At 35.1% G+C, this 19025-nt stretch carries 19 protein-coding genes; 5 read left to right on the forward strand and 14 right to left on the reverse strand.

From position 1 onward, the window contains the following. Nucleotides 1–16: 16 nt before the first annotated feature. The 7 genes from murD to mraZ are packed head-to-tail and all read right to left on the reverse strand — an operon-like array spanning nt 17 to nt 7733. Nucleotides 17–1354 (reverse strand): UDP-N-acetylmuramoyl-L-alanine--D-glutamate ligase, encoded by a 1338-nt coding sequence (gene murD / locus INR76_RS01585; RefSeq protein ID WP_223108918.1) that lies wholly within the window; start codon nt 1352–1354, stop codon nt 17–19. A gap of 2 nt (nt 1355–1356) precedes the next feature. Beyond that, nucleotides 1357–2592, reverse strand: a complete 1236-nt coding sequence (mraY, locus tag INR76_RS01590) for a phospho-N-acetylmuramoyl-pentapeptide-transferase (protein WP_223108919.1) — start codon at nt 2590–2592, stop codon at nt 1357–1359. A 2-nt stretch (nt 2593–2594) separates the two neighbouring features. Next, the gene (locus tag INR76_RS01595; RefSeq protein WP_223108920.1) at nt 2595–4058 is read right to left on the reverse strand and encodes a UDP-N-acetylmuramoyl-L-alanyl-D-glutamate--2,6-diaminopimelate ligase; all 1464 of its coding nucleotides are present in this window, start codon (nt 4056–4058) and stop codon (nt 2595–2597) included. Further along, nucleotides 4055–6001, reverse strand: a complete 1947-nt coding sequence (locus INR76_RS01600; RefSeq protein ID WP_255592744.1) for a penicillin-binding protein — start codon at nt 5999–6001, stop codon at nt 4055–4057. The genes INR76_RS01595 and INR76_RS01600 overlap by 4 nt, the downstream gene beginning before the upstream one ends. A 58-nt stretch (nt 6002–6059) precedes the next feature. Continuing rightward, nucleotides 6060–6377: an FtsL-like putative cell division protein gene (locus INR76_RS01605; protein WP_223108923.1), complete on the reverse strand. Its 318-nt coding sequence runs from the start codon at nt 6375–6377 to the stop codon at nt 6060–6062. After that, on the reverse strand, nt 6377–7273 hold the full coding sequence (gene rsmH / locus INR76_RS01610) for a 16S rRNA (cytosine(1402)-N(4))-methyltransferase RsmH (RefSeq protein ID WP_223108926.1): 897 nt from the start codon (nt 7271–7273) through the stop codon (nt 6377–6379). The genes INR76_RS01605 and rsmH overlap by 1 nt, the downstream gene beginning before the upstream one ends. Beyond that, nucleotides 7260–7733: a division/cell wall cluster transcriptional repressor MraZ gene (gene mraZ, locus INR76_RS01615; RefSeq protein WP_223109936.1), complete on the reverse strand. Its 474-nt coding sequence runs from the start codon at nt 7731–7733 to the stop codon at nt 7260–7262. Before mraZ ends, rsmH begins: the two co-directional genes overlap by 14 nt. Before the next feature lie 281 nt (nt 7734–8014). On the opposite strand from mraZ, the gene INR76_RS01620 reads away from it, so the two are divergent. Together INR76_RS01620 and yihA are read left to right on the forward strand one after the other, a co-directional pair. After that, on the forward strand, nt 8015–8779 hold the full coding sequence (locus INR76_RS01620; protein WP_223108927.1) for an alpha/beta fold hydrolase: 765 nt from the start codon (nt 8015–8017) through the stop codon (nt 8777–8779). Between the two features lie 5 nt (nt 8780–8784). After that, nucleotides 8785–9390: a ribosome biogenesis GTP-binding protein YihA/YsxC gene (yihA, locus tag INR76_RS01625; RefSeq protein ID WP_223108928.1), complete on the forward strand. Its 606-nt coding sequence runs from the start codon at nt 8785–8787 to the stop codon at nt 9388–9390. A gap of 13 nt (nt 9391–9403) precedes the next feature. Here yihA and gldC read toward each other — a convergent pair whose 3' ends face one another. Next, the gene (gene gldC / locus INR76_RS01630) at nt 9404–9739 is read right to left on the reverse strand and encodes a gliding motility protein GldC (protein WP_223108929.1); all 336 of its coding nucleotides are present in this window, start codon (nt 9737–9739) and stop codon (nt 9404–9406) included. After that, nucleotides 9739–10698, reverse strand: coding sequence for a gliding motility lipoprotein GldB (gene gldB / locus INR76_RS01635; RefSeq protein WP_255592747.1), 960 nt, complete (start codon nt 10696–10698; stop codon nt 9739–9741). The genes gldC and gldB overlap by 1 nt, the downstream gene beginning before the upstream one ends. 148 nt (nt 10699–10846) lie before the next feature. On the opposite strand from gldB, the gene nadE reads away from it, so the two are divergent. Further along, nucleotides 10847–11641, forward strand: coding sequence for an NAD(+) synthase (gene nadE, locus INR76_RS01640; protein ID WP_223108931.1), 795 nt, complete (start codon nt 10847–10849; stop codon nt 11639–11641). A 145-nt stretch (nt 11642–11786) separates the two neighbouring features. Then, entirely contained in the window at nt 11787–12422 is a 636-nt protein-coding gene (locus INR76_RS01645; protein WP_223108932.1) for a response regulator transcription factor, read from the forward strand. On the opposite strand, the gene dnaG is transcribed toward INR76_RS01645, so the two are convergent. The 5 genes from dnaG to INR76_RS01670 all read right to left on the reverse strand — a co-directional run bounded on the left by dnaG (nt 12423) and on the right by INR76_RS01670 (nt 18057). Then, nucleotides 12423–14384, reverse strand: coding sequence for a DNA primase (gene dnaG, locus INR76_RS01650; RefSeq protein WP_223108933.1), 1962 nt, complete (start codon nt 14382–14384; stop codon nt 12423–12425). Nucleotides 14385–14510: 126 nt separating this feature from the next. Then, nucleotides 14511–15572 (reverse strand): cell envelope integrity protein TolA, encoded by a 1062-nt coding sequence (locus INR76_RS01655; RefSeq protein ID WP_223108934.1) that lies wholly within the window; start codon nt 15570–15572, stop codon nt 14511–14513. An 89-nt stretch (nt 15573–15661) separates the two neighbouring features. After that, a complete protein-coding gene (locus tag INR76_RS01660; protein WP_223108935.1) occupies nt 15662–16453 on the reverse strand; it encodes a hypothetical protein in 792 nt (263 codons plus the stop codon). Next, nucleotides 16440–17006: an RNA polymerase sigma factor gene (locus tag INR76_RS01665; protein WP_223108936.1), complete on the reverse strand. Its 567-nt coding sequence runs from the start codon at nt 17004–17006 to the stop codon at nt 16440–16442. Before INR76_RS01665 ends, INR76_RS01660 begins: the two co-directional genes overlap by 14 nt. Before the next feature lie 73 nt (nt 17007–17079). Continuing rightward, a complete protein-coding gene (locus INR76_RS01670) occupies nt 17080–18057 on the reverse strand; it encodes a polyprenyl synthetase family protein (RefSeq protein ID WP_223108937.1) in 978 nt (325 codons plus the stop codon). Nucleotides 18058–18149: 92 nt separating this feature from the next. Between INR76_RS01670 and INR76_RS01675 the strand changes: the two genes are divergently transcribed. Then, nucleotides 18150–18995: a T9SS-dependent choice-of-anchor J family protein gene (locus INR76_RS01675; protein WP_223108938.1), complete on the forward strand. Its 846-nt coding sequence runs from the start codon at nt 18150–18152 to the stop codon at nt 18993–18995. Nucleotides 18996–19025: the final 30 nt, after the last annotated feature.

Below are 19025 nucleotides of genomic sequence, written 5' to 3' on the forward strand. Positions count from 1 at the left end.
TCTTTTAGTTCAATATTTAAAGATGTCTTACTGCTTCTTTAAACTGTCTTCCTCTATCTTCATAATTGGTAAATAAATCAAAACTTGCACAAGCTGGTGACAACAACACGCTATCGCCTCTCTCAGCCAACTTGTAAGCTATTTTTACAGCTTCTTGCATAGATTGTGTTTCAACCATCATATCTACTATATTTCCAAATTGTCTTGTCAACTTTTCATTATCTACACCCAAGCAAATAATTGCTTTCACTTTTTCATTAACTAACGGAAGTAACTCTGAATAATCATTTCCTTTATCAACGCCACCCACAATCCAAACAGTTGGGCTTTCCATACTGTCTAACGCATAAAATGTAGCGTTAACATTGGTCGCTTTTGAATCATTGATATACATGACATTGTTAATCTTCAAAACTTTTTCAAGACGGTGCTCAACCCCTTGAAAGCTTTCCATAGACTCTCTAATGGTAGCCTTGCGTATTTTTAATAATTTAGCGACAGTTGAAGCCGCCATTGCGTTTTTTGTATTGTGTTCTCCTTGTAAACCTAAAGATGTTATTGGCATAGTAAATTGCTTATTATCTATTGTTATTATTATTTCATTGTTTTTTATATACGCTCCTTGTTTCAACTCTTTTTTTGCTGAAAAGGGCAATAATTGAGATGGTATAGGATGTTCAGAAAGCCAAGATGTAATCACTTCATCATCTGCATTGTAAATAAAATAGTCATCTGCTGTTTGATTCATTGTAATTCTGAATTTTGCAGCAATGTATTTACTGAAATCGTGATCGTATCGGTCTAAATGATCTGGTGTAATGTTTGTTAAAACAGCTATATGTGGCTTAAACGTTTCTATTCCGTCCAATTGAAAACTGCTCAACTCCAGCACATAGCTTGTAAATTTTTCTTCAGAAACTTGTTCGGCAAAACTTTTTCCTATGTTTCCGCCCAGAGCAACATTTAGCTCGCCATTTTTAAGCACCTCATAGGTTAATGTTGCTGTGGTTGTTTTTCCATTACTTCCTGTAATTCCTACAATTGTTGCATTGGTAAATTGTGACGCAAATTCAATTTCAGAAATAACAGAAACTCCTTTATCTTTCAGTTTTACTACAATAGCTGCAGAGTCAGGAATTCCCGGACTTTTCATCACCACATCTGCTGAAAGCACTTTGGCTTCAGTATGACCTTCTTCTTCCCAGTCAATCTCATTATGTATAAGAACTTGTTTATATGTTTCTTTTATTTTTCCGAAGTCTGAAACAAAGACTTCATATTTTTGTTTCTTTCCTAAGAGCGCTGTTCCTACTCCGCTTTCACCAGCTCCTAAAATCACTAATCGATCCGCCATTTTTATCTAATTTTAAGCGTAACAATCGTCAAAATCGCTAGAAAAATTCCTATAATCCAGAATCGTGTTACTATCTTGCTTTCGTGAAAGCCTTTAACTTGATAGTGATGGTGCAAGGGTGACATTCTGAAAATTCGTCTACCTTCTCCAAATTTTTTCTTTGTGTATTTAAACCAACTTACTTGTAAAACCACCGAAAGATTTTCCATTAAAAATATTCCGCAGAGGATGGGAATTAACCATTCTTTTCGTATTGCAATAGCCATAACAGCGATTATACCGCCAATGGTCAAACTTCCAGTATCACCCATAAATACTTGCGCTGGATAGGCATTGTACCACAAAAACCCAATGAGAGCACCCACAAAAGCGGTTATAAAAATGGTGAGTTCGCCTGTATTGGGGATGTACATAATGTTTAAGTAATCTGAAAAAATCACATTACCAGACACCCAGGCAAATATTGCCAAGGTTATACCTATTATGGCAGATGAACCGGCTGCTAGACCGTCAATACCGTCGGTAAGATTGGCTCCATTTGAGACTGCTGTAATAATAAAAATTACAATAGGTATAAAAATCACCCACACATATTTTGTATATCCATCACCTAACCAACTAACAAGTTTTTCATAATTAAATTCGTTTTGTTTTACAAATGGTATTGTGGTTAATAGAGTTTTTTCTTCTGGGTTAAATTCTTCTTGAGACTCACTGGCAGCAACAATTTCGGTAGCATTTGTTGGTTTCATTATCTTACGTTTTACCGTAACATCTGGATGCAAATACATAGTTACCCCAACAAAAATCCCCAATCCTATTTGACCAATGATTTTAAATTTTCCGGGCAAACCGGCTTTATCATTTTTAAACTTTTTCAAATAATCATCAATAAACCCAATAATGCCCATCCAGATGGTGGTTACTATCAACATGATGACATATATATTTTCAAGTTTGGCAAAAAGTAGCACGGGTACTAAAGTTGCCAAAATGATAATCAAACCACCCATTGTAGGTGTTCCAGCTTTTTCATTTTGCCCCTCTAAGCCTAAATCACGAATGGTCTCACCCATCTGTTTACGTTGTAGGTATTTGATTATTTTTTTTCCGTAAACAGTTGCTATAAAAAGCGATAAAATAACCGCTAATGCTGCCCGAAACGTGATAAACCCAAAAAGGCTCGCTCCCGGAAACTGATATTGTTTTTCTAAATATTCAAACAGATAATACAGCATGGTTATTTATTTAAGGCTTTTAAAAATTCGTTTACAATTTTAAAATCATCAAAATCATTTCGTTTTCCATTAATCTCTTGATAGGTTTCATGACCTTTACCTGCGATTAAAATGATGTCATTCTCATTTGCCATTTGGCAAGCATTTTTAATAGCTTGTTTACGATTGGTTATTGAAACCGTTTTTTTGAAATGCTCAGCAGGAACTCCAGCTTCTACCTCTTCAATAATTTTATCTGGATCTTCTGTACGTGGATTATCACTAGTGAAGACAACTTTTGTACTTAGTGTTGCTGCTATTTTGCCCATAACGGGACGCTTGGTAGCATCTCGATCACCGCCACATCCTACTACTGTTATCAACTCTTCATTACCGGTACGAATACTATTAATAGTTTCTAATACATTTTGTAATGCATCTGGCGTATGCGCATAATCTACAATGGCTGTAATTTTCTTTTCTGAAACTACATATTGAAAACGCCCATCTACACTATTTAAAGTGCTCATTAATTGAAGCAACTCCATAGTTTCAAGACCCAAAAGATCAGCTGTTCCAAAAATTGCCAACATATTGTAAGCATTAAAGGCACCAATCAATTTTACCCAGATTTCATTATTGTTAATCTTCAGAAGTAATCCTGTAAATTGGTTTTCAAGAATCTGAACTTTATAATCTGCGTAGCTTTTTAACGCATAGGTATATTTTTTTGCTTTTGAATTTTGAAGCATATAAGCTCCGTTTTTATCATCTATATTTACTAAGGCAAAAGCAAATTTGGGTAATTGATCAAAAAACTTCTTTTTTACATCTCGATATTCTTTAAAATCTTTGTGATAGTCTAAATGATCGTGAGATAAATTGGTAAAAATTCCTCCTGAAAAATGCAGCCCTTCGGTTCTCTTTTGGTGAATGCCGTGTGAACTAACCTCCATAAAGCAAAATTCTACTCCTTCTTGCACCATCTCATCCAAATACTTATTAATTGTTATTGAGTCTGGTGTGGTTCTTTTAGCTTCATAACGAGTACTACCCACCATAACTTTTACGGTAGAAATCAACCCGGTTTTATAACCTGCAGCAGTAAACAAATCATACAATAAAGTTGATATTGTTGTTTTACCATTTGTACCGGTAATACCTATCAATTTTATATTTTCTGAAGGGTTTTCAAAATAATTGGCTGCCATAATAGCCAAAGCTTTATGCGAGTCTGCTACTTGTATATAGGTTATACCATTAATTATCGTTTCAGGAAGTATTTCACATATAATCACCAAGGCTCCATTTTCTGCTGCTTTTGTGATATAACTATGACCGTCTGATACGGTTCCTTTTATAGCCACAAAAACATCGTTAAGCTCGACCTTTCTTGAGTCAAACTCAATATTTCTCACTGCAACAGAGGTGCTTCCTATTGTTTTGTCAATAGGAATTTTATACAATATGTCTTTTAATATTCTCACGATAATGTTAATACTATTTGCTGTCCGCTCTTTAATGCTTGACCAGATTCTATAGATTGGTCTGCTACGGTTCCATTTCCAACTATTTGAACTTTTAAACCTAAATTCTCTAACAATGAAACAGCATCCATACCCGCCATGCCTTTTACATTAGGCACTTTTGTATAGTGCGCTTGAGCTTTGGGGTAATACTTTTGATAGTCTTTATTTAGAGCAGGATCTTCTTCATCTATGTTTGCTATTTCGGCAACTAGAGGTGATTCTGTAAAAATTTTCTGAGCAATACGCTTAAAAACCGGTCCGGTAACATCGGCTCCATAATACCCTTTTTTGGTGCTTGGTTTATGGATTACCACAATACAAGAATACTTGGGGTTTTCGGCAGGAAAATATCCTGAAAAGGAAGAAATATACCTTCGGTCTTTTTCCCAATCTTCCATCCAGTATTCGGTACGAGCGGTTCCCGTTTTTCCAGCCATGGAAAAGTATTTTGAGTACAATGGTTTACCGGTTCCTCGTTTTACAATGTTTTTAAGTATATCCCGAATTTCATTAAGTGTTTTATCTGAACAGATTTTGTCATTCACCACTTCGGTGTCAAAAGTTTCTACCTCTTGATTCCAAGCACGAATTTCTTTAATGAAACGAGGCTTAACCATCACCCCATCATTAGCAATTGCATTATAAAAAGAAAGTGTTTGTAACGGAGTAAGACGAAGGTTATAACCGTACGCAATTGAAGGCAATGCGTTTTTACTCCATAATTTATGACCCGGCTCAGGGATCACAGGTTTTCCCTCACCTTTAATCTTAATACCTATTTTTTGATCAAGATTCCAATCTTTTAATTTGGATATAAACTCTTCGGGGTTATCTGCATAAGCTTCATCAATAATTGTCGCCAAGCCTATATTTGAAGAAACTTCTAAAGATTTTGCTGCTGAAATTTCTCCATATCCCCCGTGTTTTGAATCGTGAATATAGCGACCATAAAACCGCTTTCTCCCATTCTTGGTATCAACAACCGTAGACGTGTCTATCTTTTTATCTTCCAGAGCAGCCATAAGAGCCATCACCTTAAAAGTTGAACCAGGTTCATGACTTTCGCCAACTGCATAATTTAGTTTTTCATAATAATTTCCACTAGACGTTCTACCGAGGTTTGCTACAGCTTTAATTTCGCCAGTTTTCACTTCCATCACAATCACAGAGCCATGCTCAGCTTCATAATACTCCATTTGCTTTAATAAAGCGTGGTGAGCAATATCTTGAATGTTTGCGTTAATGGTAGAAACTACATCGTATCCATCTTGTGGCTCCACCTCATTCTCATCAAATACCGGTTTCCACTGGCCTCGAGCAATTTTTTGTTTTAAGCGTTTCCCTTCTTTTCCGCGTAAATAGGTATCAAAAGCACCTTCTAACCCCACCTCATACACTCCAGGACTATTGTTTTTTTGATCACCTACTAAGCGTTCAGCAACCTTTCCTAATGGATGCTCACGAACGGTACGTTGTTCCACTATAATTCCACCTTTGTAAGGACCTAACTTGAAGAGTGGAAAGTTTTTCAACTTTATATAATCTGAATATCCTAAGTTACGAGCTACTAATAAATACCTGTTTTTATTGGCTCTCGCCTTTCTGAATATATTTTGATAATACGATGCACTGCGGTTAAACATTTTTCCCATTGCTTCAGAAAGAGGCACAATGTGTTCTTTGAAGTTTTCTGAAGAGACCGTCACAGCATCAAAACGAATATCATACTTTGGCACCGAAGTAGCCAACAAGCTTCCATCTTCAGCATATACATTTCCTCTATTAGCCGGAATCACAAAGTTGCGAGTGGTGTTTTTATGTGCCAACTCTCTATACGCATCTCCATCCACAAACTGGATATTGATGAGTTTTACCGTAATTCCAATAGCGAAGAGAAACATACATCCTGCTATTAGATAAAGGCGGTTTAATATGTTCTTTTCTTGTGTTGGCACCGCTTTACTCTTTGTGTATTATTTTTATTTTTTGAGGAGGTGTTACTGAAGGCGCTAAGCCTCTTTTTGCCATAGCAGCTTCAATTTTGCTCTCCATTCTAGCTTGCATCACTTTTTTTCTAATGTCTAGATACTCGCTTTTTAACTCTTTAACCTCATTGTTTAATTTTGCAACGTGGTAAACTTTTTTATCTGCACTATGCGAACTTGCAATCATTATTAAAGCCAGTAAAGACAGAAAAAAGATGAAGCGCCAATTTTTTAAGGCATCATCATTTACCAAAAACTTACCCTTGATTATATTGTAAAAGTTTTTTTTCATTATAATTTTTCTGCAATTCTAAGCTTTGCACTACGTGCTCTATTGTTTTCTTTAATTTCCTCTTCGGAAGGAATTATAAATTTCCCTACCGGCTTAAAAGGAACCTCTACTCTACCAAAAACATCTTTTTCTGGCTGACCTTCAAATTGACCATCCCTCATAAACCTTTTAACCAATCGATCTTCTAGTGAGTGATAACTTATCAAACTCAATCTTCCGCCAGGCTTTATAACTTCTTGTGTTTGCAACAAAAATTCTTTCAACACCTCAAGCTCTTGGTTTACCTCAATACGTATGGCTTGGTATACTTTAGCTAATATTTTATTTTCTTTATGCTTCGGCAAGAACCGTCCTAGTGCTTTTTTAAGCTGTTCACTAGTCTTAATCTCATCATTGTATCTAGCCTCAACAATTACACGCGCCATTCCAGCCGCAGCTCTCAGCTCTCCGTATTGTGACAGCACGTTTCGCAATTGTTTTTCATCATAATTATTCACCACATTATAGGCAGAAAATTCACTCTCTTGATTCATTCTCATATCTAGATCTGCTTCAAATCGAGTTGAAAAACCTCTATCAGCAACATCAAATTGATGCGAAGACACACCAAAGTCACCCAAAACACCATCAACTTGTTTGTATCCATAAAAGCGTAAGAAGCGCTTGAGAAACCTAAAATTTTCATTAATTAATAAAAATCTCGGGTCATCGATAGCATTCTCAAGCGCATCCTTGTCTTGATCAAAAGCTATCAACTTTCCACCGTCACCAAGACGCTTTAATATTTCACGCGAATGTCCGCCACCTCCAAAAGTCACATCAACATAAACCCCATTAGGATCTATATGTAAACCATCAACGGTTTCAGTTAACAATACCGGATTATGATATTCCATGGTCATTATCATTGACATCGCCCATTACATCTTCAGCCAAATCTGCAAAATCATTGGCAGCATCATTAATGGCTTGTTCATATTTATCTTTGTCCCAAATCTCAACAATGTTAATTGCTGAAGACACAACCAACTCCTTTTTTAACCCTGCAAACCCCATTAAATCTTTTGGAATCAAAAGTCTTCCCGCAGCATCTAATTCAACAGTTTTTACACCTGCTGTAAAACGACGAATAAAATCATTGTTTTTTCGGTTGAACCTGTTTAGCTTCCCCATCTTATCCATCAACGCATTCCACTCATCCATAGGATACAACTCTAAGCAAGGCTGAAAAACCGCACGCTTTATCACAAAGCCATTAGGTGTTACAGGAGCCAACTGTTTTTTTAAAGCAGACGGCACCATCACCCTCCCTTTGGAGTCTGCTTTGCATTCATATGTTCCTATTAAATTGAGCACTAAGGAGTTGCTTTTGGCTGTTCTTAGTTTCAAATATAAAGAAGTTTTACCACTTTTTACCACTTTTTACCACATTGTTGATAAGTTTTACCACTTACTTGTTTTTGGCTGTTTTGAAGCTGTTTTTTGTTAATAACATCAATACGGTCATCGATAGAAACACTTATTTGTTAAAGCCCACACAGCTTTGAGTTTAAAAAATTATGAATGAGTGTGATGCGTTAAAAAAGCTATTGTTATATTATTTTGATTACTTTTGCTTCTATTAATTTCAATATTGAATGGCAAACCAATTACACGAAGAAGGCAAGTTTAAATATATTGAACGGGGAGAAGGAACCCCGGTGATTGTCCTACACGGATTAATGGGTGGCTTAAGCAACTTTGATGGCGTAACCAGTTTTTTTCCTGAAAAAGGGTATAAAATCCTAATTCCCGAATTACCCATTTACACCATGTCTTTACTAAAAACCAATGTAAAGAACTTTGCTAAGTACGTTGCCGAGTTTATAGATTACAAAGGTTTTGATCAAGTTATATTGTTAGGAAACTCTCTTGGCGGTCACATAGGTTTGTTATGCACAAAGCTATATCCTGAAAAAGTAAAAGCCCTTGTCATCACAGGAAGTTCTGGGCTTTATGAAAGCGCCATGGGAGAAAGCTATCCCAAAAGAGGTGATTATGATTACATTCAGAAAAAGGCTGAAAATGTTTTTTATGATCCCGCTGTTGCAACAAAAGAAATTGTTGATGAAGTGTATGCTTCAGTTAATGACAGAAATAAATTAATACGCACTCTTGCCATAGCCAAAAGCGCTATTAGACACAACATGGCAAAGGATCTCCCTAAAATGAAAACACCTACTTGTATTATCTGGGGGAAAAACGATAATGTTACACCTCCCGAAGTAGCTACAGAATTTCATGAATTGTTGCCAGACTCAGATTTGTACTGGATAGATAAATGCGGTCACGCAGCTATGATGGAACATCCTGATGAGTTTAATGATTTACTCTACGCCTGGTTACAAAATAGAAACTTCTAGATACCATGCAAATTAAATCTGCTGAATTTGTAATGAGTAATAGCGATGTTGCAAAATGTCCCAAATCTCATTTACCAGAATACGCATTTATTGGTCGTTCAAACGTAGGGAAATCTTCATTGATCAACATGTTGATGCAGCGAAAAAACCTTGCAAAAACATCTGGTCGCCCAGGTAAAACTCAGCTTATCAACCATTTTTTGATTAATAAAAACTGGCACTTGGTTGATTTACCAGGATATGGTTACGCAAAAGTTTCAAAAAAAAACAAAAAAACCTTTCAGAAATTTATCACTGAATATTTTTTGAAAAGAGAACAATTGGTAATGGGATTTGTACTGGTAGATTGCCGGCACCAACCTCAACCTATTGATCTAGAGTTTATGGAATGGCTTGGCGAGCAACAATTCCCTTTTGCTATTATTTTTACAAAAGCTGATAAATTAAAGCCCAAAGCACTGGAGCGAAATATAAAAGAGTATCAAGAAAAAATGCTTGAAACTTGGATAGAAATGCCTCAGTATTTTGTCACTTCTTCTTCTAATACAATTGGCCGTGAAGAGGTTTTACATTACATTGATCAAATTAATCAAACGCTAGACCGTTCTTAAAAAGATCAAGTGTTTAGTCCTTATTAAGCTCTAGTTTTTCAGCAAAATAGTCACAAAAATCACGCATGGTGGCGCTCATTTTTTCATCACTTGTAGCACGCTCAAAAGTTTCAGCCATAGCGCTTAAGGTTTGATGAAAGAAAATTTTCATATCATCTAGTGGCATATCTTTGGTCCACAAATCAATGCGTAGAGATTCTCTATTGTTATGATCCCATACATTTAAAAAAATTGCTTTTGCCTCTTCATTTGTCACACCGCCATCAGGAGCAGACCATTTTAATTTCTCAGGTACTTTATTTTCATCTAAATCTATGTTAATCTTTATTTCAGAAGTATGTTTTGCCATTACTTTTTAGGTTTATATTTTGAGTTATTATAAATTTTTTCAGGTTTTTCCCGCAGCATTTGTTGAACACTTACCGAGTTAGTATCCATGTAAGCTCTTACTATTTGCCACCCTAAATACCTTCCTATCATCCCGGGTGATTCGTTATCAATTTCTAAATAAAATTTGGAAAAAGGCGCTTTGTTAATAAAGCGTGCTGGCAGCTTTGGATTGGTACTGTAAAGCAATTCTTTTTCTACAAAATAACGCCACATATATTCTTCATTATCTTGTGCCCATTTTAGTTCGGCTTCGGTATAACCAATTTTTTCTGCATCACTAACGTTTGGCAACCAAAGATCTTTTAAATACAGCTCTTTTCCGAAGAAAATAAGTTGCTCCAATAACATCCGCTTCTGTGGTTTTAATGCAAGTTGATGTGCATACGCTGCAGCTACATTAGGGGCTAGTTGTGATGGTTTTAAATCTCTAGAAATATATTGTTGAATTCCTTCATAAAATCGATGTTCACTACCTAAATAGGTATCTAATGCCACAACCAACATACTATCTGTGGCAATAACTCTATTGTTATAGTCTACATCTGATGTTACTGTGTAAACGGTAGGAGCCTCAAATTTTGGAAAATAATACTTTATATGTTTAAATAGCGGGATAAGTTGGTTTTCAATCTCAGAATTATCTGGAAATTTTTTAAGAACCTCAGCCTCTAGTTCTTGCTGTAAAGTATCTTGTATTCTATTCACCCATACGCTATCAGCAAATTGCTTCGGAAAAAATTGAGGATATTGATTTTTTAAATTGGCAATATCTGAAATCTCTGCAGCTGCAAACTCTTTATCAAACCGAACAATATCTAAACTGATAGGAGTAGCTTGAATTTCTTGTTCTTTTTTACTTTTTGAATCACAAGAAATTAACACTAAAAAAATAACAGTGAAAGAAAGGTATTTTTTCATAAAAGACAGAATTTGACAACTGTTTAACGCCATCTTCTTTTTTAAATTTTAAGATTCGCTTATTTTTGTTTGCAAAGGTAGGTTTTATACTTTTAAAAAACTTGAAAGTTGTATTAACAACCTATTGATTAACTTTAATACTCTAATTATGCACACAGAAAAGGTAGTAGATCATATTGTCTCTTGGTTAAAAACCTATTGTACAGACGCCAAAATGGATGGATTTGTTGTAGGTATAAGTGGCGGAATTGATTCTGCCGTAACTTCTGCATTGTGTGCCAAAACTGGTTTAAAAACCTTATGTGTTGAAATGCCTATTCATCAAGCAAAATCTCAAGTGACAAGAGCTTATAATCACATAGAATGGCTTGAAAATAATTTCTCAAACGTTTCTAGAGTTGAAGTAAATTTAACCAACGTTTTTGATGATTTAATTGATGTTTTACCATCGGTTGAAACTGAAGAAACTCGATTGTTATCATTAGCAAATACCAGAGCTCGTTTACGAATGACAACACTCTATTATTTTGCAGGTTTACATAAACTTTTGGTTGCCGGCACAGGCAATAAGGTTGAAGATTTTGGGGTAGGTTTTTTTACCAAATATGGAGATGGCGGTGTAGATTTAAGCCCCATTGCAGATTTAATGAAAAGTGAAGTATATGAAATCGCAAAATTTTTAGGCGTAAATCAAGAGATTATTGATGCTGCTCCTACAGATGGTCTTTGGGGTGATGATCGTACTGATGAAGATCAAATTGGCGCAAGTTATGACGAACTAGAATGGGCCATGAAAATGCAAGATAAAGGCAAAAATCCAGAAGATTTTACCGGCCGAAAACAAGATGTTTTTAACATTTACTTACGCTTAAATATGGCTAATCAACACAAAATGAAGCCTATTCCGGTGTGTAAAATTCCTAATTCCTACAAGGATTTATAATATTCAACGAATTTTCTTGAAGTTGAACGAATAATCTCTCATCCTGACTTTCTTTTTTTTAGTTTTGATTTGTAGTATTAATATTACAAACCTCACACATTCTTTATCCCTTAAAATAATAATAAGGTATAACAATAAAAGAATAATGAAAAAAATAGTCATTGCAGATCATCATCCGGTAACCCTTCAAGGGATTTCCTGTATGTTAGAAAATAAAACAGATGAATTCTCAATTCTTGCCAAAGCAAATAATGGAGAAGAGCTTTATCAAAGTTTACAAGACCACAATCCAGATATATTAATTATGGAGATTGATATGCCGCAAATTAACGGCATTAATGCACTTAGAAGCATTAAAGAATCATTTCCACAAACACGTGTATTAATTTTTTCTACACACCCAGAAGAAATTTATGCTCTTCGTTCTATAAAATCTGGAGCTGCAGGTTATGTACCAAAAACTGCATCTACTCAAGTTTTTATTGATGCCTTAAGCAAAATTGCAAAAGGCGGCATCTTTCTTAATGAAGATCTCACCTCTACCTTTACTAGTAGAAATGTAGGAGAAAGCAGCGCAATAAGCCGCTACAAAAAACTTTCTTCTCGTGAAATTGAAGTTTTAAACTTGCTCTCGCGCGGAAAACGTAATAAAGATATTGCCAACGCACTTAACATTAATGAAAAAACGGTAAGCACATACAAAACTCGCTTATTGAAAAAATTAAAAGTTGATAATCTGGCAGATTTGATACATCAATCTAGAATGTTTCAATTTGGGTAATTACAAAACCCTTCTTAGTTTTTCAGAAAGTATTTTTTTTAGCGTTAAGTAATCCACTACGTCTTGCAAATCAACTGTTGGACCATCTGGCTCTTGATCTTTAATACTATCTGAAAGCTCTTTAATTTTTTGACTAACCAACTCCCTGCGTAGATTTAAAATAGTTTCACTTACTATTTGTGAAATAGAATGCTCCTTTTCTTTCACATAAATTTCTTTGCTTTCCCAATTATGCAAGCTGTACTTTTCTTCTTCCATTAAAATATCTGTTACAGCAGACGCTTTTTCAGGTTGAAGCGTATTTACAAAACTTTCCAAATGTAATTCCTCCTCACGAGTTAACGTATTGATTATTTCAGAATACAACTCTTTAAAAGCCTCATTGGTAAATTCTATTTCATCATCGTGAAGATCCAAAAATATCTTCTGAAACACCTTTTTTGTCTGTATTTCTTTCTTGTAATCAATTTCACCTTTATCATCAGTATCAATTACTACTTCTTCAAAATCTTCCTCTTCGGTACCATATAACAATAAAAGCTCAATGATTTTTCGTTCTAGCTCATATTGAGCATCAACTTTTTCAACCTTCTCTTTTTCTGAAGGCACCACTTGCATTTGCTTTTTTTCGGTTGGTTTTCTTCTAGAAGCATCTCGCCTATCTTTTTGAACCAATTGAGCAAGTGTATTAAACAAGACTTCTTCTGAAATATCCATAATTCTTGAACATTCCTTTATATACAATTCTTGTTTTATAACATCGGGCACTTTTGAAATGCTTACCACAATATCTCGAATGGTTTCAGCCTTTTTTATAGGATCATTTTTAGCTTCGGAAGCCAATAAAGATGCTTTAAACGAAATAAAATCCCTGGAGTTTTCTTCAAGGTACAGCGTTACAGCTTCCAAAGAGTTTTTTCTTGAAAAACTATCAGGATCTTCTCCTTCAGGAAAGGTGCAAATTTTTACATTCATTCCTTGTTCCAAAATCAAATCTACACCTCTAAGAGATGCTCGCAAGCCGGCAGCGTCACCATCAAAAAGTACTGTGATGTTTTGAGTTAATCGGTTAATCAACCGTATTTGTTCTGGTGTTAAAGCTGTTCCTGATGAAGAAACTACATTTTCAATTCCGGTTTGATGAAACTGAATAACATCTGTATATCCTTCAACCAAGTAACAAGTATCTTCTTTAGCAATAGCTTGTTTGGCATTGTAAATACCGTACAACACTTTGCTTTTATGGTATATATCACTCTCTGGCGAGTTAAGGTATTTGGCAGCTTTTTTTGAATTGTCTAGAATACGACCACCAAAACCTAATGTACGGCCACTCATACTACGAATGGGAAACATCACTCTACCCTTAAAGCGATCAAACTGTTTTTCTCCCTTTACAATAGTAAGCCCAGTTTTTTCAAGATAATCAAGTTTGTATCCCTTTTTTATAGCGTGATTGGTAAAAGCGTCCCAACTATCTGGCGACAAGCCTAGGTCAAATTTTTTGATGGTTTCTTCAGTAAAACCCCGTTCCTTAAAATAACTAAGCCCAATAGCTTTTCCTTCTTCGGTTTTAAATAATATATTCTTGAAGTAATCTTTTGCAAAATCGCTAACTAGGTATAAGCTTTCACGCTCATTAGCTTGTTGTTTTTGCTCGTCTGTCTGCTCTGTTTCTTCTATTTCAATACCGTATTTTTTGGCAAGGTATTTTATAGCTTCAGGATATGAAAAGTGTTCATGCTCCATTAAAAAAGCAACCACATTCCCTCCTTTACCACTACTGAAATCTTTCCATATCTGTTTTACCGGGGACACCATAAAGCTTGGGGTACGCTCATCTGTAAAGGGACTGAGGCCTTTAAAATTGCTTCCGGATTTTTTAAGCTGAACAAAATCACCGATTACCTCCTCAACACGAGCAGTCTCAAAAACGCTATCTATGGTAGATTTTGAAATCAAATTTTAAAAAGAATTATAGAGTAACAAATATAGTAAAATGTAACGCGTAACGAAGGGCATTTTTTTCCAAAGAAAAAGCTCCTCTGTAATAGAAAGGAGCTTAAAAATTTAAACACGGCCAAAACATTAATCTACATCAAAACGTAGCCCTAATGATATATTACGTTGATCAATTGGATTATCCTTAAAGATGGTATTTAAATCATATTTTACGTACAATGCTGTACCCTTCCAACCTACATATCCACTCACACCGTAAATAAAATTATTGGTATTGTAGTTTGCTTTTAATTTTTCTTTTACATTCTCACCATCTTCTGAATATTTTAATTTTTGGCGAGTACCCAAATTGAATCCTGCATAACCTCCTAGCCCTACTTTAATTTGGTTATAAGTTGAATACCTAAAATACTCTTCTTTTTCAATTTTCTTGGAAGGTCCAAATTCAAAATGAACGGGAAACACCAGATTATCCATTCTGAATTTTGACTTATCAAGATCTAGTCGAAATTCTTGCAACTCGGTTTGATCACCTGTATCTACAAAATATCTGTTATCTGTGGGTTTTAAACCATTAAACTGAAATGAAAAACCGTATTTTACTCGTAACCAATTTGTATTCTTAAACACTCGTGTTCTCCAAGCCCAGCCAATTTCAGCAAATCGACTTCCTCCTATTTTAAAATCTGAATCATTTAAAGATTGTCCTTCGGTAATCACATTGTTAAGTCCTACAGCTAGTACAAAAGCACTGGTAGTTCTACGGTCATATTTTTTTGCTTTGTTCGTTTTACCTAAAAAAACAAAGGAATCATCATCGTCACCTGACCCAATTCTTAGCACTACTCTTTCTGTATCATCAGATAAATTTTCATTATCTCCATTACGTTCTAATAGCGCTATTTTGTTATCAATTATTGCTAAGCGGTTTTCAATATTTAAGGCGCGTTTTTCTGCAGCTTTGGCTTTTAGTTTTTCAGCTTCAGCAAAAGATAATTCTTCATTTTCAAGTCGCTTATTAATTGCTTCTACTTCAACTTTTAGCGCATCTTTTTCTTCTTTTACAACTTGTTCTTGTGCAGCTTTTAACATAGCAATGTTTTCAGCTTGATTTTCTTCTTGGGCATTTGCCGTAAAGACAGTAAGCACCCATACCGTAACAACGGTACAATACGTAATTATTTTCATGATTTTTGTGATTTAGTGTTGGTAGGCAGCTCTCCCTAGTAAGAGAGAGGTACCTCACAACTTGATTGATGAATTGATTTGTATAAAATTTATTCGTTTCGCTCTGCAACTGCAGTTCTTACCTTATTAAACCCTTCGCCTAGGGCGTCAAAAACCTTGTCTCTAAAGCTTTTTTCCAGTTCCATTTCTACATCAAAAAGCAAAGCTGCAGCATCTACTTTTTTAGTTTCTGTATGTAAAAATTGTTTGGTTTTAATTTCTCGTTCGGCTTGTGCCAATAATGCATCAATTTCGGCAGGCGTTACTTCTTTATTTTTATGTTGAATCTCTTTCACTTGAGCTACCACTTCGTTAACTTTATTAGTAACAAAACGGTTTTCTTCAGTTTTGGTTGGCTGCCGGTCTGTTTTGCCCTCTTTGGTATTCACAGACTCATAGGCTACTGTTTGATTTTGGTTTTTTTCTGAAAGAGTTTCTATTTGTTTATCAATTTTTGGTTGTGGTTTTACAGACTTGGTTTGTAATGGTTTATTTTTTTGAGTTGATACAGGAGCTGTAGTAGCTTCTGAAGCTATTTTTTCTGAATGTATTTCTTGAGAAGCCTTAACGGGTTCTGTACTTAAGTCTATAGTTTCTTTATTTGTAGGTGCGGTCACAAGGTTTTCACCATCTGAAACTGCCTGAGAATTGCTAAAAATTAAAGAACCTACTACAATAATGCTCACCAAGCTTGCGGCAACAGCATACCAAACGATTCTATTTTTTGACTTTTTTGTATTTCCTAGTTGAGCATTGAGTTGTTCCCAAGCCTCACTAGATGGTTGCATCTCTCTTTCTTGTAACTTCTCGCGAATGGTTTCTTCAAATTTATTGGGTTCCATAATTCACGTTGTTTTGGTGAGTAATCATTTTTTGAAGCATTTTACGAGCCTTTGATAATTGAGATTTTGAGGTTCCTTCACTTATTTTAAGTAATTCGGCTATTTCACTGTGCTTATACCCTTCTACAGCGTAAAGAACAAAAACGGTTTTGTATCCTTCGGGCAACTCATCGATCATCTTTTGAATTTCTTCAACCGCAAAATCTGTTTTAATGTGTGAGGCGTATTCAAGCGAGTTTTCAAGTTGAGATTCATCATTAAACAGTAGCTTTTTTTGTCTTCTTAATTCGCTAATAGATTCGTTTACCATTATTCTTCTTATCCAACCTTCAAAACTACCTTGATCACTAAAGGAGTCTAATTTTGTAAATACTTTATAAAATCCTTTGAGCATTGTGGCTTCTGCCAGATCATCACTTTTAATATACTGCCTACAAACACTTAACATTTTTGGGGCAAACATTTGATAAAGCCCATGCTGAGCTTTTCGGTTGCCTTTTTTTGCTTTTGTAATTAAAGCAGCATAATTTTTATGTAATGAAATCAATTTCACAATATGCTTCGCTTGTGCTTCTATTATATAGACGCAAGAATAAAAGAAAGGGTTGCCTGATAGCTTAAAAAAATTATTTTTTTCTATCTATCACATAATTTACCATCAACTCCAACGATTCTTTATAAGGTGAGTTTGGGTAAGATTGAAGTATCGCTAATGCTTGTTGTTGATAATCTTTCATCCTCGAAATAGCGTAGTCAAGTCCGCCGCTATCTTTTACAAAAGCAATAACCTCCTTAACTCGCTTTTTATCTTTGTTATGGTTTTTAACCGAATTAATAAGCCAGCGTTTATTTTTTTCGGAAGTGTTGTTTAAGGAATAAATTAACGGAAGTGTCATTTTTTGTTCCTTGATATCAATCCCTGTTGGTTTCCCTATTTTTTCATCTCCATAGTCAAAAAGATCATCTTTAATTTGAAAAGCGATTCCAATTAATTCACCAAATTGACGCATAGCCTCTACTTCTTCTTTAGGAGCATTAACAGATTGTGCCCCCATTGCACAACAAGCAGCAATTAACGTGGCAGTTTTTTGCCGAATGATATCAAAGTATATATCTTCAGTTATATCAAGTCTTCTGGCTTTTTCTATTTGAAGCAACTCGCCTTCACTCATTTCACGAACCGCTACTGAAATGATCTTCAGCAAATCAAAATCATCGTTATCTATGGAAAGTAATAGTCCTTTAGACAACAAATAATCCCCAACCAGTACTGCAATTTTATTTTTCCAAAGGGCATTGATGGAGAAAAAACCGCGTCTTCTATTACTATCATCTACTACATCATCATGAACTAGCGTTGCAGTATGAATAAGTTCAATAACCGAAGCACCTCGATAGGTACGTTCTTGAACAGCACCGTTTCCTGTCATTTTTGCAATAAGAAAAACAAACATAGGGCGCATTTGTTTTCCTTTACGGTTTACAACATAATGTGTAATTCTATTTAATAACGCCACTTTTGACGACATGGCCCCGGAGAACTTTTTTTCAAAAAGTTCCATTTCGGTCTCGATAGGGAGTTTTATTTGAGAAACTATTTTCATTTAACCCCCAAAAATAGTAGAAACACTACTAAAAGTTCTAATTATTTAAAATTATTTCATATATTAGCGGAAACTAAAAAACAAATATTATTATGAAGAAAATTACATTTTTAGCTGCATTTTTTGCAGTATTTGCGGTAAACGCACAATTAATTTCTGAAGGTTTTGATGATATCACAACCTTAACAGACTATGATGTAGTAAACGTAAGTGATTCACCAAACACTGATATTTTCCAGGGAAATACAGATGTTTTTGTATCATTTGATGGTGCTGATGACTCTTATTTAGGAATGAACTTTAACGCAACAGCTGGATCTTTAATTGATCTTTACTTAATTCTTCCTGCTCTTGATCTTGAAAACGGTGATGTAATCACTTTTTACACAAGAACTGGTGATGATAGTTCATTCCCAGACAGATTAGAAGTTCGTCTTGATCCTGATGGATCTGGTACTGCTCCAACTGCTGGTGATGTAGGTTCTTATACTGAATTATTAGGATCTATCAACCCAGATCTTAATGTAGGTGGATACCCAGAATCTTGGGAGCCAGTACAAGAGTTTACTGTATCAGGTCTTACTGGTGAAACCAACACAAGAATCGCATTACGTTACTTTGTAACAGATGCTGGACCTACTGGTGCAAACTCTAACTACATTGGTATTGACAGATTAGAAGTTTCTGAATCATTAAGCGTAGAAGATCAAGCTTTTGACGGATTTAACTACTTTGTAAACAACAATGTATTATCTCTTAGAGCTAATTCTCCAATGCAATCTGTAAACATTCACAATGTATTAGGACAGCAAGTAGTTTCTCAAAAATTAGGTAACACTAACGAAACTGTAAACTTATCTGGACTTAACTCTGGAGTTTACCTAGCTACTATTAACATTGATGGTGCTAAGAAGACTGTAAAGTTTGCTATCAAGTAAGTTTAATACAATCTTAAACCTAAAGAGCGG

The organism is Marixanthomonas sp. SCSIO 43207, assembly GCF_019904255.1.
GTDB lineage: Bacteria > Bacteroidota > Bacteroidia > Flavobacteriales > Flavobacteriaceae > Marixanthomonas.

Bases quoted from the DNA above. Each gene is read 5' to 3' on its own strand.
- INR76_RS01660 (WP_223108935.1), bottom strand. From the start codon at position 16,453: ATGGAACCCAATAAATTTGAAGAAACCATTCGCGAGAAGTTACAAGAA.
- gldB (WP_255592747.1), bottom strand. From the start codon at position 10,698: ATGAAAAAATACCTTTCTTTCACTGTTATTTTTTTAGTGTTAATTTCT.
- rsmH (WP_223108926.1), bottom strand. From the start codon at position 7,273: ATGGAATATCATAATCCGGTATTGTTAACTGAAACCGTTGATGGTTTA.
- INR76_RS01605 (WP_223108923.1), bottom strand. From the start codon at position 6,377: ATGAAAAAAAACTTTTACAATATAATCAAGGGTAAGTTTTTGGTAAAT.
- INR76_RS01675 (WP_223108938.1), top strand. From the start codon at position 18,150: ATGAAGAAAATTACATTTTTAGCTGCATTTTTTGCAGTATTTGCGGTA.
- murD (WP_223108918.1), bottom strand. From the start codon at position 1,354: ATGGCGGATCGATTAGTGATTTTAGGAGCTGGTGAAAGCGGAGTAGGA.
- nadE (WP_223108931.1), top strand. From the start codon at position 10,847: ATGCACACAGAAAAGGTAGTAGATCATATTGTCTCTTGGTTAAAAACC.
- INR76_RS01645 (WP_223108932.1), top strand. From the start codon at position 11,787: ATGAAAAAAATAGTCATTGCAGATCATCATCCGGTAACCCTTCAAGGG.
- INR76_RS01620 (WP_223108927.1), top strand. From the start codon at position 8,015: ATGGCAAACCAATTACACGAAGAAGGCAAGTTTAAATATATTGAACGG.
- mraY (WP_223108919.1), bottom strand. From the start codon at position 2,592: ATGCTGTATTATCTGTTTGAATATTTAGAAAAACAATATCAGTTTCCG.
- yihA (WP_223108928.1), top strand. From the start codon at position 8,785: ATGCAAATTAAATCTGCTGAATTTGTAATGAGTAATAGCGATGTTGCA.
- INR76_RS01655 (WP_223108934.1), bottom strand. From the start codon at position 15,572: ATGAAAATAATTACGTATTGTACCGTTGTTACGGTATGGGTGCTTACT.
- gldC (WP_223108929.1), bottom strand. From the start codon at position 9,739: ATGGCAAAACATACTTCTGAAATAAAGATTAACATAGATTTAGATGAA.
- INR76_RS01670 (WP_223108937.1), bottom strand. From the start codon at position 18,057: ATGAAAATAGTTTCTCAAATAAAACTCCCTATCGAGACCGAAATGGAA.
- INR76_RS01600 (WP_255592744.1), bottom strand. From the start codon at position 6,001: ATGTTTCTCTTCGCTATTGGAATTACGGTAAAACTCATCAATATCCAG.